This is a genomic window from Cohnella zeiphila, from assembly GCF_014212055.1.
Taxonomy (GTDB): Bacteria; Bacillota; Bacilli; order Paenibacillales; family Paenibacillaceae; genus Cohnella; species Cohnella zeiphila.
Genome location: NZ_JACJVO010000016.1, coordinates 184,610 through 198,279, shown reverse-complemented (window position 1 = coordinate 198,279; position 13,670 = coordinate 184,610). Strand labels below are relative to the sequence as shown.

At 67.3% G+C, this 13,670-nt stretch carries 13 protein-coding genes; all 13 read left to right on the top strand.

Annotated features, from left to right (window positions below; genetic code table 11):
- Positions 1–12 precede the first annotated feature (12 nt).
- The 13 genes from H7C18_RS14005 (at position 13) to H7C18_RS13950 (ending at position 13,600) form a co-directional block, all read left to right on the top strand.
- Positions 13–1,428, top strand: a complete 1,416-nt coding sequence (locus H7C18_RS14005; RefSeq protein WP_185129692.1) for an 8-oxoguanine deaminase — start codon at positions 13–15, stop codon at positions 1,426–1,428.
- Between the two features lie 133 nt (positions 1,429–1,561).
- Positions 1,562–2,572, top strand: a complete 1,011-nt coding sequence (locus H7C18_RS14000) for an XdhC family protein (protein ID WP_185129720.1) — start codon at positions 1,562–1,564, stop codon at positions 2,570–2,572.
- Positions 2,569–3,267 (top strand): nucleotidyltransferase family protein, encoded by a 699-nt coding sequence (locus H7C18_RS13995; RefSeq protein ID WP_185129691.1) that lies wholly within the window; start codon positions 2,569–2,571, stop codon positions 3,265–3,267. Before H7C18_RS14000 ends, H7C18_RS13995 begins: the two co-directional genes overlap by 4 nt.
- 158 nt (positions 3,268–3,425) lie before the next feature.
- The gene (locus H7C18_RS13990; protein WP_185129690.1) at positions 3,426–4,400 is read left to right on the top strand and encodes an FAD binding domain-containing protein; all 975 of its coding nucleotides are present in this window, start codon (positions 3,426–3,428) and stop codon (positions 4,398–4,400) included.
- Positions 4,339–6,738: a xanthine dehydrogenase subunit D gene (pucD, locus tag H7C18_RS13985; protein WP_185129689.1), complete on the top strand. Its 2,400-nt coding sequence runs from the start codon at positions 4,339–4,341 to the stop codon at positions 6,736–6,738. Before H7C18_RS13990 ends, pucD begins: the two co-directional genes overlap by 62 nt.
- Positions 6,731–7,240 (top strand): (2Fe-2S)-binding protein, encoded by a 510-nt coding sequence (locus tag H7C18_RS13980; RefSeq protein ID WP_185129688.1) that lies wholly within the window; start codon positions 6,731–6,733, stop codon positions 7,238–7,240. The genes pucD and H7C18_RS13980 overlap by 8 nt, the downstream gene beginning before the upstream one ends.
- Positions 7,237–7,722, top strand: coding sequence for a nucleoside deaminase (locus H7C18_RS13975; RefSeq protein WP_185129687.1), 486 nt, complete (start codon positions 7,237–7,239; stop codon positions 7,720–7,722). The genes H7C18_RS13980 and H7C18_RS13975 overlap by 4 nt, the downstream gene beginning before the upstream one ends.
- On the top strand, positions 7,719–8,225 hold the full coding sequence (gene uraD / locus H7C18_RS35100) for a 2-oxo-4-hydroxy-4-carboxy-5-ureidoimidazoline decarboxylase (RefSeq protein WP_238357681.1): 507 nt from the start codon (positions 7,719–7,721) through the stop codon (positions 8,223–8,225). Before H7C18_RS13975 ends, uraD begins: the two co-directional genes overlap by 4 nt.
- A gap of 24 nt (positions 8,226–8,249) precedes the next feature.
- Positions 8,250–9,212, top strand: coding sequence for a factor-independent urate hydroxylase (pucL, locus tag H7C18_RS35095; RefSeq protein ID WP_238357680.1), 963 nt, complete (start codon positions 8,250–8,252; stop codon positions 9,210–9,212).
- Positions 9,209–9,559 carry a hydroxyisourate hydrolase gene (uraH, locus tag H7C18_RS13965; protein ID WP_185129686.1) on the top strand — a complete coding sequence of 117 codons (351 nt, stop codon included), beginning with the start codon at positions 9,209–9,211 and terminating at the stop codon, positions 9,557–9,559. Before pucL ends, uraH begins: the two co-directional genes overlap by 4 nt.
- 5 nt (positions 9,560–9,564) lie before the next feature.
- Positions 9,565–10,965, top strand: a complete 1,401-nt coding sequence (locus H7C18_RS13960) for an allantoinase (protein WP_238357679.1) — start codon at positions 9,565–9,567, stop codon at positions 10,963–10,965.
- 95 nt (positions 10,966–11,060) lie between these two features.
- Positions 11,061–12,317, top strand: coding sequence for a Zn-dependent hydrolase (locus tag H7C18_RS13955; RefSeq protein WP_185129685.1), 1,257 nt, complete (start codon positions 11,061–11,063; stop codon positions 12,315–12,317).
- A 56-nt stretch (positions 12,318–12,373) separates the two neighbouring features.
- Entirely contained in the window at positions 12,374–13,600 is a 1,227-nt protein-coding gene (locus tag H7C18_RS13950) for a pyridoxal-phosphate-dependent aminotransferase family protein (RefSeq protein WP_185129718.1), read from the top strand.
- Positions 13,601–13,670 lie beyond the last annotated feature (70 nt).

Below are 13,670 nucleotides of genomic sequence, written 5' to 3'. Positions count from 1 at the left end.
AGAGGCGGTGCCATGCGGACCTTGCTGGTGAAAAACGCGAAGTCGATCGTCACCATGAACGGAGAACGAGAGGTTGTCGAAGGCGGAAGCTTGTACGCGGTCGGACAGGAGATCGTCGCGATCGGCAAAGACTTGCCGTACGAGGATGCCGACACCGTCATCGACGCGGCGGGCAAGATCGTCTACCCGGGACTGATCAATACGCACCACCATCTGTTTCAGACGCTGACCCGCAACCTTCCGCTCGCTCAAGAATGCGGCTTGTTCGATTGGCTCGGCACGTTGTACGGCATCTGGCGGCATCTGCGTCCCGAGGACGTCCATATCGGCGCCGTCGTCGGACTCGGGGAACTGCTCAAATCCGGCTGCACGACGGCGGCGGACCATTTCTACTGCTTTCCGGACGGCATCTCCGGCGAGCTGATCGACGAGGAGATCCGCGCGGCCGCGGAGCTCGGCATCCGCTTCTACCCGACGCGCGGCTCGATGACGCTCGGCCGGTCGAAGGGCGGGCTGCCCCCGGACGTCGTCTGCCAGACCGACGATGTGGCGCTGAAGGATACGATCCGGGTCATCGAACGCTACCATAGCGCCGACCGGTTCGCCATGGTGCGCGTCGGCGTCGCTCCCTGCGCTCCCTTCAACGTGACGTCCGATCTGCTCCGAGAATCGGCGGCGCTGGCCCGAAGCTACAAGGTGCGGCTGCACACGCACCTGGCCGAGACGCTCGACGAGGAAGCGTACTGTCTGGAAAAGTTCGGCGTTCGGCCGCTGGAATACATGGAGAAGCACGGTTGGGTCGGCGACGACGTCTGGTTCGCGCACGGCATTCATTTCGACGACGGGGAAATTTCTCTGCTGGGCAAACACAGCTGCGGCGTCGCCCACTGCCCGTCCAGCAACATGAAGCTGTCGTCCGGCGTTCTGCCGCTGCTCAAAATGCGCGACGCCGGCGTCCGGGTCGGCCTCGGCGTGGACGGCTCGGCCTCCAACGACGGCGGCAACCTGCTGACGGAAGCGAGGATGGCTTATTTGCTGCATAAGCTGTCCCACGGCGCGGCGTCGATCGATGCCGCCGGCGCGCTCGCCTTGGCGACGCGCGGTTCGGCGTCGGTGCTGGGGTGGGAAGACGGCATCGGCTCGCTGGAGGTCGGCAAGGCGGCCGATCTGTTCCTGATCGACACGAGGAGACTGGAGTTTGCCGGCGCGCTGTTCGACGACATGGCGCTTCCGATCGTGACGGGCTTCTCCCGGCCGGTCGATATGACGATCGTGGGCGGAAAGGTCGTCGTCGACGGCGGGCGGCTCGTCGGGGTCGACGAAGAGCTGGCGGCGGAGAAGGCGCAGGCGGCGGCGCTGCGGCTGGTGACGGAAGCGGCGGCGCTGACGGGAAGCGACTACCGCCGCTCGCGGTTGGCGAGAGCGTAGCGCCATCGGGGGGTTTGGAGGTATAAGGGAACCGGCGCTTGCCGCGAAGGCGCGCCGAACGAAAGACCGGAAGCCGGGGGCATGCGCGATGCCGCCCGGCTTTCGCGTACAGGAGGGGAAAGCCGTGGAAGCCATGGATACGGAAACGGTATTCGCCCTGGCCGAACGTTGGCCGACGGCCGCGGCGCTTGCGACTTTGATCGAGGTTCGGGGGCATTCCTACCGCAAAGCGGGAGCTTCCATGCTGCTCGCGGCCAACGGCGAGAAGGCCGGGAGCATCAGTCCCGGCTGCCTGGAAGCGGATCTGGCGGAACGGGCCGGAGGCGTGCTGGCGGGGAACCGGCATGCGGTCGTCGAGTACGACTTGCGTCCCGAAGAAGATATCGTCTGGGGAGAGGAGATCGGCTGCGGCGGGATGCTGCGCGTGCTGGTGGAGCCGTTGACGGACGAACTGCGCCGGGCGCTGGGCGAGGTTGTCCGCCTTATGCGCGGCGGGGAGGGGGCGAGGCTGGAACGCCGGGAGTCGGGCGGCCGGCTCGTTTACGCGGCGGAGCCGGCCGGGCCGTCCCCGGCCCCGGACCCGGGAGGGAACGCGGGGGGCGAAAGCGGGGCGTGGGAAGACGGAACCGGCAAAGGCTGCGCAAGCGGTCTGTTCTATGCGTCGCTCCATCTGCCGCGGGAACGTCTCGTGATTTTCGGGGCGGGCGACGAGGCGATCGCCGTCGACGAACTGGCGCGAAGCATCGGCTTTCGCACGGCCGTCGCCGATTGGCGGCCGGCGCTATGCGGTCCGGAGCGTTTCCCGAAGTCCGCGACGTTCGTCGGCGACGCGGAATCGATCGTCGCGGAGCTGCGTGTCGGCCGAGGGGATTACGTGATGATCGCCGGCCACAACCTGCGAAGGGACCGGGAGATGGTCGCTCGAGTCCTTCCGCTCGGCCCCGCTTATCTCGGCATCGTCGGTTCGGCGAGCCGGGTGCGGAGGCTGCTGGACGGAATGGCTCCGCCTCCGTTCGTGAGGGCGCCGATCGGGCTGCCGCTCGGGGCCGAGGGGGCGCAGGAGATCGCCGTCAGCGTGGCGGCCGAGCTGATCGCCTGGCGCCGCCGGTTGCGGGTATCGTCGGCGGGAAGGAGGGAGGCATGAGGATCGCCGGCGTCTATTTGGCTGCCGGTGCCGGCCGGCGGATGAACGGCGCCAAGCTGACGGCCGAGCTGCTGCCCGGAGTGCCGCTCGGGGCCGTCGCCCTGAAGGCGCTTCTGGCCGTAGGACTGGATGCCGCCTATATCGTCGTCCGTCCCGGCGATCCGCTCGATTGGCTGCCCGAGCCGGTTCGGGTCGGCGCTTTGCGGCGGAAAGGAGCGCGGGAGGCGGGGCGGAGCGAGGGAGAAGCGGCGATCCCGCGGACGAAGGCGGAAGTCGTCGTATGCGCGGACGCCGGGCGGGGGATGGCCCATTCGCTTCGGTGCGGAGTGGGCTGCGCGATGTCGGACGGGTGCGACGCCGCCGTCGTCGTGCTGGCCGATCAGCCGTTCGTCACGGCCGGGATGATGCGCGGCCTGGTCGACTGCTGGCGTTCGGATCCGCGACTGGACTACGTGGCAAGCGGAGACGGCGGCGCGATCATGCCGCCCGTGCTGCTGGCCGGGGCGACGTTCCAAGACGTGGCCCGGCTGGAGGGCGACCGTGGAGCGAAACGGCTGCTGGAGCGCCCCGATTGGGCCGGACGGGTGATTCCCGCCGAAGAACCGGAGCGGTTGATGGATGTGGATACGCCGGACCTCATGGAACGGGCTCGACGCTACTCGCGAGGTCATTGTGTTAGATTGAATGACATATAATTTGAGCAAAACAGGCGCGAAGCACAATCGAACGGAGAAGTTGCTGGAAGGTTGCACAAACAGACGTTAGATTTGTTTACTGGACAGTGACGCCATTCTATAGTGAGAATAACAATCGCAAGAAAAAGGGGCTGATGCGCGTGGCTGGAAATATCGGAATGCCGGCGCCAATCCCGGCGGTATGGCATCCGCAAAACGCGGAAGAAGCCTGCCGCCTCAAACGAAGGTTCGGCGAAGACGCTGTCTACGTCTCCGGGGGAACGCTGCTGCGCACGCAATGGGAAGCGGGCGATCGGCAAGTGCCCGCCGGCCTGATCGACCTGACGGCCGTGAAGGAGCTGCGCGGTCTCGAGGAAGAAGGCGGAGCGCTGGCGATCGGCGCTTTGACGACGCTGACCGCCTGCCGGCGAGAACCTGGCGTGCAGAATCGCTTCCCGCTGCTGGCGGAGGCGGCGCGCGCGATCGCCGCCCCGCCGGTCCGCAACCTGGCGACGATCGGCGGCAACGTTCTGTCGGAAGTCGGGGATTCGCTTCCGGCCCTTCTCGCTTACGAAGCCCGGCTGGAATGGCAACAAGGCGAGGAGGTTCGGACGCAAGCTGCGGCGGAGTGGCTGGAGCGAACGAGAGGCGGGCCGGAAGACGCGAACCGGCTGCTGCTCAGGATCCGTTTGCCGTTGGAAGCGGCGGAACCGGACGGCGGCGATGGCGGCAACGGACGGACATTCGGATTTTACGAGAAAATCGGCAGGCGCGAAACGTTTGTTCCTTCCTCGGTCACGATGGCGATACGAGGGCGAATCGACGGAGGAGGCCGGTTGCGGGATATTCGGCTGGCGGCGGGAGGCGGCCGGACGATCCCGAAGCGCTTCCCGCTGCTCGAGGAGAGGCTCGAAGGCGCCGCGGCCGACGACAACGCCGTGCTGACGCTGCATCGGCTCCTCCTGGAGCAGTACGCCCCGGCTCCGGATCCGTTCGAGTCCGCGGATTACCGGAAGCGGGTCGCGGCGAATGTGGCCGCTTCGCATCTATGGAAGGCCATTCGGAATCAGGAAGGCGAAAGGAGGGCCGGCGATGCGGCTCAATCGCGAGAACAGCGGCGCCCGATGGCGGATGAGGCCGGACGGACCGGATAAAGTGACGGGAAGTCTCGCTTATCTGACGGACCTGACCGCGCCGGGCATGCTGCACGGCCTGGTCCTGCGCAGCCCTCACCCGCATGCGCGCATCGCGGCGGTCCGGACGGACGCGGCCCGGCGTTTGCCCGGGGTGGCGGCGGTGCTGACCGGCAGAGACGTGCCGGGGCTGAACCGGTTCGGCATCGCGAGACAGGACCAGCCGGTGTTCTGCGAGGATCGGGTGCGCTACGTCGGAGACGCCGTCGCGGCGGTGGCGGCGGACTCCCTCGAGAGCGCCCGGCGCGCGCTCGAGCTGATCGAAGTCGAATACGAGCCGCTGCCGCTGCTGGACGATCCGGAGCAAGCGCTCCGTCCCGAGGCCCCGCCGCTTCACCCCGAGGGCAATGTGCTGCATGCGAAGACGTATCGGACGGGCGACGCCGGCCCGGTTTTCGCCTCCTGCGCGCACATCGTGGAAGAGACATACCGGACGCCTCGGCAGATGCACGCCTACATGGAGACGGAGGGCGGGCTGTTCGTGCCCGGACCGGAAGGCGGATTGACCGTTTACGCGCCGACGCAGCACGGCCGGATGGACCGGCTGCAGCTCTCCCGCATCCTCGCGATGCCGGAGGAGCGGATCCGCGTCGTGTCGAGCCCGATCGGCGGCTCGTTCGGGGGCAAGGACGAGCTCAACGTGCAGCCGTACGGAGCGCTCCTGGCGCTGGCTTCCGGCCGCCCGGTCCGCATTCACAACTCGCGCCGGGAATCGGTCCGGGCGGGGCTCAAGCGGCACCCGATGATCATCCGCATGAAGACCGGGACGGACGCGAACGGGCGCATTCTCGCGCACCGGGTAAGCATTGTCGCCGATACCGGACCGTACGCCTCGCTCGGGGCCGAGGTGCTCAACTTCGCGACGGAGCACGCCGTCAGCGCGTACCGGTTCGGCTGCGTCGACGCGGAGAGCGTATCGGTATTCACCAACAACGGAATGTCCGGCGAATTCCGCGGCTTCGGCGGCAACCAGGCCGTGTTCGCCCTGGAAGGGCAAATGGATCGGCTGGCCGACGCGCTCGGCATGGATCCATGGGAATTCCGCCGATTGAACTTGAAGACGGCGGACGAACCGGGACCGTTCGGCCAGCCGATCGCGAGGACGGACGGCGCGGCGAAAGCGTGGGCGGCGCTTGCCGGCAGCCGGCTGTGGCGGGAACGCTCGGCCGTCAGGACGCCTCAAGCCGAAGTCCCGCTCGCCTCAAGCTCCGCCGCGGCCGACGCCCGGGACGCCGGCACGGCCCTGCGGCGCCGCATTGCAGCCGATTCCGCTGCGCCCGTCTCGGCGGGCGGCGAAGCCGACCCTCCATGGCGGAAGATCGGCATCGGGGCGGCGATGGTGATGCACGGCGCGGGGCTCGGGTTCGGCATCCCCGATCCTTCCGGAGGCCGGCTGGCGCTTCGCCAAGACGGGAAAATCGAGGCCGCATTCGGCTTCGAGGAATGCGGCCAGGGGCTGATCGCGACGCTGGAGCAGATGATGATCGAGCGGTTCGGCTTCGCGGCCGACGATATCCGCATCGTCATCGGCGACAGCGACGCCGTGCCGGACAGCGGCTCCAGCACGGCGTCGCGCGCCACGAGCATGATGTGGAGAGCGCTGGGCCTGCTGGAGCGGCCGTTCACGGAGAAGCTGCTTGAAGCCGCGGCGAAAGCTTGCGGTCGTCCCTCCCGGCTGCTCGGCCTGGGGGAGGGCGGCATCCGGGACCTGGAGACCGGCGAGCGAATCGTCGCCTACGAGGCGTTGGCCGGCCGGCAGAAAGAGCCGATCGTCTGCGAGGCGGCCACTCGCTACCCGGCCGCCGATACGGACATCGTCGGCGCCCACTTCTTGTACTCCTACGCGGCCGTGGCGGCCAAGGTGGAGATCGACGGGCTGACCGGGCGGGTGCGCGTGTTGGAGCAGTTCCACGCCGTCGCCGCCGGTCCGGTGATGAATCCCCAGGGCTACCTGGGCCAGATCGAGGGCGGAAGCGCGATGGCGCTCGGCTACGCCTTGCTGGAAGAGGCGGCGATGAGGCGGGGGCAGTACGTGACGAACAACTTCGATACGTATTTGATTCCGACGATCGCCGACGCGGGCGGTCCGGTGGAGGTGGCGGCCATCGAGGATCTGCCGGAGGGCGACGAACACGGGCCGAGAGGCGTCGGCGAGATCGGCTCGGTCGGGCTCGCGGCCGCGATCGCCTCGGCGGTCCGGCACGCCGCGGGAGCCTGGATCGACCGCCTGCCGATCGATCCGGCGCTGCTTCAGGAAGCTCGGCCCTTCGAGAAAGCGGCGGTGATCGGCGATGAATGACGACACGGACCTCGGAGCGCCGGAAGCCGAGCCGCTCTGGGAGAGCACGGTCAACGGCCGGCCGGTTCGGCTGCGGGTGCCGCAAGCGAAGCGGCTGCTGGACATCGTCCGGGAGGATCTCGGCTTGACCGGCACGAAGCGTTCCTGCGAGATCGGGCGCTGCGGCGCTTGCATGGTGCTCCTCGACGGTGCTCCGGTCAACGCCTGCCTGACGATGGCTTATCAATGCGCGGGGCGAGACGTCGTGACGATCGAAGGGATCGCGGGCGAAGAGGAGCTGCATCCGGTCCAGCGCGCTTTTCTCGAAGAAGGCGGCTATCAATGCGGCTACTGCACGCCGGGCATGATCGTCTCGGTCAAGGCGCTGCTGGACGCGATTCCCGATCCTTCGCCGGAAGAGGCGGAAGAGGCGCTGTCGGGTAACTTATGCCGCTGCACCGGGTACGGGGGCATCCTCCGTTCGGTGCTGCGGGCCATCGAGAAAGGGAGGGGAGGATCATGAGCGAGACGGAGCGGCACCATCGCCTGCTCAGGCGCTGCATCGAGATTTCGCGGGCGGCGAGAGACGCGGGAAATACCCCCTTCGGCTGCTTGCTGGCCGACGAGGACGGGACGATTCTTTGGGAGCAGGGGAATGTCGAATTGACCGAATCGATCTGCACGGGTCACGCCGAGACGAGGCTGATGGAAGAAGCGTCGAAGCGTTTTTCCAGGGAGAAGCTCCGGACCTGCGCCCTGTACACGACGGCCGAACCGTGCGCGATGTGCGCGGGGGCGATCTATTGGGGCAACGTCGGCAAGGTCGTGTACGGCATCTCCGAGAAAAGGCTGGCCGAGCTGACGGGCGATCATCCGCGGAACCCGACGCTCGATCTGCCGTGCCGGGAAGTGTTCGCTCGGGGGAGAAGGCCCATCCGGGTGATCGGGCCGTTCCCGGAGCTGGAGCGGGAGACGGTCGCCGTGCACGAGGGGTACTGGTCATGAGCGCGACGATCGGAGAGATCAACGCGATGGACCGGGCAAGCTTCGCGGAGACGCTCGGGGCGGTGTTCGAGCATTCGCCCTGGGTGGCGGAGAAGGCGTGGGACGAGGCGCCGTTCCGTTCGCGGGACGATCTGTACGCGGCCATGAAGCGGCAGGCCGAGAACGCCTCGGACGAGGAGAAGCTCGCCCTTTTCCGCGCCCATCCCGATCTGGCAACCCGGCTGAAGGTGACCGAATACTCGGCGGGAGAGCAGCGGGGAGCCGGGCTCGACCGGCTGTCCCCGGAGGAATTCCGGTTTTTCGAAGAAATGAACCGCTCCTACAAAGCGAAATTCGGGTTTCCTTTTATCCTGGCGGTCGCCGGCAAGACCAAGGAGCGGATCGCGGAGGAGATGGAGCGCAGAATCGCGAACGATGAGGCGGCGGAACGGCTGCGCGCGCTGGCGGAAGTGCTTCGGATCGCCGAGATCCGCCTGAATCGCATCGTCATCGACCATTCCTAGACGGAGAGAAAGGGGCGCACCGCCATGCTGAAGCTGACAACGGGCCGCACGCTTTATTACGGCAAGGGAGACGTGCTTGTCTACCGAACCTACGCCAAGCCGCTGGAAACGACGGCCATTCCCGAATCGCCGTTCGCGGGCGACCGGAATATCATCTTTGCCCATAACGTGAAATTCGCCGTGAGCGGCGAGTCGCTGCTGACTTCCTTCACGGAAGGGGACAACGGAAACGTCGTGGCCACCGATTCGATGAAAAATTTCATTCTGCGCCAGGCCGGATCGTTCGAGGGGAGCGCCACGGAGGAGCTGCTCGCATTCTTAAGCGGCCGCTTTCTGGAGACGTACCCGCATATCTCCGCGATCGGGATCGAGGCCGAGCGGATTCCGTTCCAACCGGCGGTCGTGCCCGGTCCGGGAGGGTTTTACGACAGCAGCCTCGTCTTCCGCCGCTCGCATAACGAGCGCGCCGCCGCCGGCCTGGAGATCGAGCGGGGCGAGTCGGGCCCGAGAATCGTCTCTCATTGGTGCAAGCTTTCGGATCTGCAGCTGATCAAGGTAAGCGGCAGTTCCTTCTACGGTTTCATTCGCGACGAATATACGACGCTTCCCGAAGCGCGGGATCGTCCGCTCTTTATTTTTCTCGATATCTTATGGAAGTACGAAGAGATCGGCGACGCGCTGAAGCCGGAGTCGGGCCGGTACGTGGCGGCGGAGCAGATTCGCGATATCGCCCACAACGTGTTCTACGAGTTCGCGACGCCCTCGATCCAGTATTTGATCTGGCTGATCGGGCAGCGGATCCTGACTCGTTTCCCGCAGCTGGCGGAGGTCCGCTTCGAGTCGAATAACCGGACTTGGGAGACGGTCGTGGAACCGGCGAACGGACAGTCTCCGGGCGTTTTCACGGAGCCGCGCCCTCCATATGGCTTCCAGGGATTCTCGATGACGCGGGACGATCTGACGGCGGCGCCGGAGAATCCGTCATGAAGGGGAGTCTGACGACGCACGTGCTGGACCTGTCCGGGGGCGTCCCGGCCGCAGGGATCAAGGTCCGGTTGTGGCGGCTTGCGGGCGACGACGGGGACGGGCGGCGGGAGCTTGTGGCGGAGGCGGAGACGAACGCGGACGGCCGGCCGGAACGGCCGCTCGCCCGGGACGGGGCGCTGGAGCGCGGGCTTTACGAGCTCGTTTTCGACGTCGGCGCTTATTTCGGGGATTCGGAAGCTATTTTTGAAAAGGTGCCTGTTCGCTTCCGCGTGGCCGATCCGAAGTCGCATTATCATATTCCGCTTCTGGTCGCGCCCGGGGGCTACAGCACTTATCGAGGGAGCTGAGCGGCATGGGCATGAGCGAAAGCTTCGATCTCGTCGTCCGGAACGGTACGGTCGTCCTGCCGGGGGAAGTTGTCCGGGCGGACGTCGGCGTCCGGAACGGGAAAATCGCGGCCGTCGCCGGGGACATCGGCGCCGTCGAGGCCGCCCGGGCGATCGACGCCGAAGGGTGCCTGGTCATGCCCGGCGTCATTGACGCGCACGTCCATTTCAACGAACCGAACTTCGGCCATTGGGAAGGATTCCGGACGGGCTCGGCAGCGCTTGCCGCGGGAGGCTGCACGGCTTACGCCGACATGCCGCTGAACGGCAATCCGCCCACGGTGGACGGGAAAGCGCTGCGGGAGAAGGAGCGGCTCGCCGCCGGCCATTCGGCGGTGGATTACGCCTTCTGGGGCGGGCTCGTGCCGGGGAACCTGGATCGGCTGCGGGAGCTGGCGGACGCCGGAGTTGTCGGCTTCAAGGCGTTCATGTCCAATCCGGGCGGAGAGGGCGAAGGGCGGTTCCGCGAGGCGGATCCGGGGACCTTGCGCGCGGGGATGGAGCGCATCGCCGCGTTCGGCGGCCTGCTCGCCCTGCACGCGGAGAGCGACGCGATGACGGCGCGGCTGGCGGCGCTCGCGCGATCCGAAGGGCGTACGGGCGCGCGCGATTTCGCCCTTTCGCGGCCGGTCGCGGCCGAGCTGGAAGCGGTCGCGGACGCGCTGGCGATGGCCGAGGAGACGGGGTGCCGGCTTCACTTCGTCCATATCAGTTCCCCGGAGGCGGTTCGGCTGGTTGCGGCTGCCCGGGGGCGCGGAATGGACGTCAGCCTGGAGACGTGCCCGCACTACTTGACGCTGACGGAGGAGGATATGGTTCGGCTCGGCCCGGTCGCCAAGTGCGCCCCGCCCTTGCGGGACGCGGCTCGGCGCGAGGGGCTGTGGGCCGGCCTGTTGGCGGGCGACATCGATTGGATCGCCTCCGACCATTCTCCGTGCCCGGAATCGATGAAGATGGCGCCGGGCTTGACGTTTTTCGACGCCTGGGGCGGCATCGCCGGCGCCCAGAACACGCTGGAGCTGATGCTGGAGGAAGGGTGGATCAAGCGCGGCCTTCCGCTTCCGGCTCTGTCGGAGCTGTTGTCGGCCCGGCCGGCGCGCCGGTTCGGCTTTTACCCGCGCAAAGGCGAGATCGCCGTCGGCTTCGACGCCGACCTGGCGATCGTCGACCCGAACCGACCGCGCGAGCTGGCGAAGGAGGAGCTGCTGCACCGCCACCCTCACAGCCCCTATATCGGGAAACGGTTGTCGTGCAAGGTGGTCGCCACGCTTTGCCGGGGAATCGAGGTGTACCGGGAGCGGGAAGGCATCGTGGCGCCGGGAGCCGGCGTGAGGCTCGGGCCGGTTCGGGCGGCGGAAACCTTCTGAAAGGCTGCCGATGCGAGCGGTTCTCCGCAAGCGGGGAGAGTTGGGCGTCAAATCCATTCGATTGCTGCACTTCCATTGCGAAAGGGGGGCGTTACATGGATGGCCTGAGCAAAGAAACGTTCGCCGAGCTGCTTCCGTTGTTGGATCGTCTTGCCTCCTTCGGCGCGGACGCGGCCGGAGGGGTTACGCGCCTGCTTTATACGCCATCCTGGCTGGAAGCCCAGACATTTCTCGCCGGAAGAATGCGTGCCGCCGGTCTGGAGACGCGCTTCGATCGGGCCGGCAACCTGTACGGTCGCCTGGAAGGGTCGCTTCCCGGCGCGCCGGCCGTGCTGACGGGATCGCACATCGATACCGTCCGCTGCGGCGGACGCTACGACGGAGCTTACGGCATCGCGGCGGGATTGCTGGCGCTGGAAGGCCTGAAGCGGGCTTATGGGACGCCGCTTCGGACGCTGGAGGTCGTCTCGCTCTGCGAGGAAGAAGGAAGCCGTTTTCCGCTTGCCTATTGGGGATCGGGCAACATCGCCGGCGTTTATCGGCTGGAGGAGGATGGAGGCGTGGCCGATCCCGCCGGCGTTCCGCTGGCGAAGGCGATGGCTTCGGCCGGCTTCGGCCGGCCGGAGCAGCCGGATTGCCGACGGTCCGATCTGGGAGCTTACGTGGAGCTGCACATTGAGCAGGGAGTCGTCCTGGAGCGTACGGGCCGGAGGATCGGGCTCGTCGAGACGATCGTCGGCCAGAAGCGGTTGGCGCTGACGGTGACGGGCGCGAGCGGCCATGCCGGCACGACGCCGATGGGAATGCGGGCGGACGCGCTCGCAGGCGTAGCCGAGATGATCGCCGCCCTGGAGGCGTCGGCGCTCGCGGCGGGAGAACCGCTGGTCGCGACCGTGGGCCGGCTGAAGACGAAGCCCAACACGCCGAACGTCATCCCGGGCGAGGCAAGGTTCACGCTGGACGTCCGGCATGATCGGAGCGCGGAGCTGAACCGGTTCTGCGAGGAGACGCTGGCGCGGTTCGCGGAGATTGCGGCAAGGCGGGGCCTTGCTTTGGAGGTTCGCTCTTGGCTGGACACCGAGCCGGCTCCCATGCATGCGGGGCTGACCGGACTGCTCGAGAACGTATGCCGCGGCATGAATCTGCCGACGCGGAGAATGGCGAGCGGGGCCGGGCATGACGCCCAGCTGTTCGCGCCGCTCTGTCCGTCCGCGATGCTGTTCGTTCCGAGCAGGAACGGCGTCAGCCACTCGCCGGAGGAATATACCGCTCCCGAGCATCTGGCCGAAGGGGCGGCGGCGCTCGGCGCCTGTCTCTATGAATTGGCTTACCGAGAGGAGTGGCCCTTGTGAGCGCCTTGTTCGATCCGTCTTCCTATTCGGAGCTGTCTCCCTCTCCGAGGATCATCATGACCCCCGGACCGGTCGAGGTCGATCCTCGCGTGCTGCGGGCGCTGTCCTACCCGATTCTCGGCCAGTTCGACCCGGAGTTCACCGTTTTGATGAACGAGACGTCGGAGCTGCTCCGCCATCTGTTCCGGACGGAGAATCGCCGGGCTTACCCGGTGGACGGCACTTCGCGATCCGGCATCGAGGCGGCGCTCGTCAGTCTGATCGAGCCCGGAGACCGCGTCCTCGTTCCGATCTTCGGCCGCTTCGGCCATCTGCTCTACGAGATCACGGAGCGCTGCGGCGCGACGGTGATCGCGATCGAGCGGGAGTGGGGAGGCGTCTTTTCGCCGGAGGAACTGGCGGAGGCGGTCCGAAGGGAGCGGCCCGATCTGGTCGCCGTCGTCCACGGGGAGACGTCAACGGGCCGAATGCAGCCGCTGGACGGCGTTGGCGATGCTTGCCGCGAGGTAGGCGCGCTGCTCGTCGTCGACGCGGTCGCCACGATCGGCGGCGTGCCGGTCGAGACCGACGCGTGGCAGCTCGATGCGGTCGTCGGCGGCACGCAGAAGTGCCTGTCGATCCCTTCCGGCATGGCGCCTCTGACTTATAACGACCGGGCCGAGCGCAAGCTGCTGGCCCGCAAGCGGATCGAGCGGGGGCTCCGGACGGCGGGCGGCCCCGAAGGCGGTCCCGAAGCTTGGGAACGGCAAGCGGCCGCCGTTATTCGAAGCAACTATCTGGACCTTAGCCAATTGCAGGATTACTGGAGCCCGGCCCGCCTGAACCATCATACGGAGATGACGTCGATGCTGTACGCGCTTCGGGAAGGCGTACGGATCGCCCTCTCGGAAGGGCTGGAAGCGCGCTTCGCCCGCCACGAGCTGCACGGCTCGGCGCTGGCGGCCGGGCTGGCGGCGATGGGGCTCGAGCTGTACGGCGATCCGGCCAGCAAGCTGCCGGTGGTTGCCTGCGTCACCATCCCCGACGGGATCGACGGCGAGCGGGTGCGCGCCATGCTGCTGCACGGCTTCGGCGTGGAAATCGCCGGCTCGTTCGGCCCGCTGAAAGGGAAGATCTGGCGCATCGGGACGATGGGCTTCAGCTGCAGGCGCACGAACGTGCTGCATACGCTCGGCGCCCTGGAGGCGACGCTGCTGCGCTGCGGCTATCGGCTGCCGCCGGGCGAAGCCGTACAGGCGGCGCTCGACGTTTACGAGCGGTCCGGCGCCGGGGCCGGAGTCTGATTCGAGGCAGCGGTCGTCGCGATAACGGCACGCGGTGCCGCAAAGGCCGCCCGCGAAGGCTCAGCCGGGC

Coding starts and splice junctions, on each gene's coding strand:
- pucL (WP_238357680.1), top strand. CDS start 8,250: ATGCTGAAGCTGACAACGGGCCGCACGCTTTATTACGGCAAGGGAGAC.
- H7C18_RS13995 (WP_185129691.1), top strand. CDS start 2,569: ATGAGGATCGCCGGCGTCTATTTGGCTGCCGGTGCCGGCCGGCGGATG.
- H7C18_RS13960 (WP_238357679.1), top strand. CDS start 9,565: ATGGGCATGAGCGAAAGCTTCGATCTCGTCGTCCGGAACGGTACGGTC.
- pucD (WP_185129689.1), top strand. CDS start 4,339: ATGCGGCTCAATCGCGAGAACAGCGGCGCCCGATGGCGGATGAGGCCG.
- H7C18_RS13980 (WP_185129688.1), top strand. CDS start 6,731: ATGAATGACGACACGGACCTCGGAGCGCCGGAAGCCGAGCCGCTCTGG.
- H7C18_RS14000 (WP_185129720.1), top strand. CDS start 1,562: ATGGATACGGAAACGGTATTCGCCCTGGCCGAACGTTGGCCGACGGCC.
- H7C18_RS14005 (WP_185129692.1), top strand. CDS start 13: ATGCGGACCTTGCTGGTGAAAAACGCGAAGTCGATCGTCACCATGAAC.
- H7C18_RS13950 (WP_185129718.1), top strand. CDS start 12,374: ATGACCCCCGGACCGGTCGAGGTCGATCCTCGCGTGCTGCGGGCGCTG.
- H7C18_RS13975 (WP_185129687.1), top strand. CDS start 7,237: ATGAGCGAGACGGAGCGGCACCATCGCCTGCTCAGGCGCTGCATCGAG.
- H7C18_RS13955 (WP_185129685.1), top strand. CDS start 11,061: ATGGATGGCCTGAGCAAAGAAACGTTCGCCGAGCTGCTTCCGTTGTTG.
- H7C18_RS13990 (WP_185129690.1), top strand. CDS start 3,426: ATGCCGGCGCCAATCCCGGCGGTATGGCATCCGCAAAACGCGGAAGAA.
- uraD (WP_238357681.1), top strand. CDS start 7,719: ATGAGCGCGACGATCGGAGAGATCAACGCGATGGACCGGGCAAGCTTC.
- uraH (WP_185129686.1), top strand. CDS start 9,209: ATGAAGGGGAGTCTGACGACGCACGTGCTGGACCTGTCCGGGGGCGTC.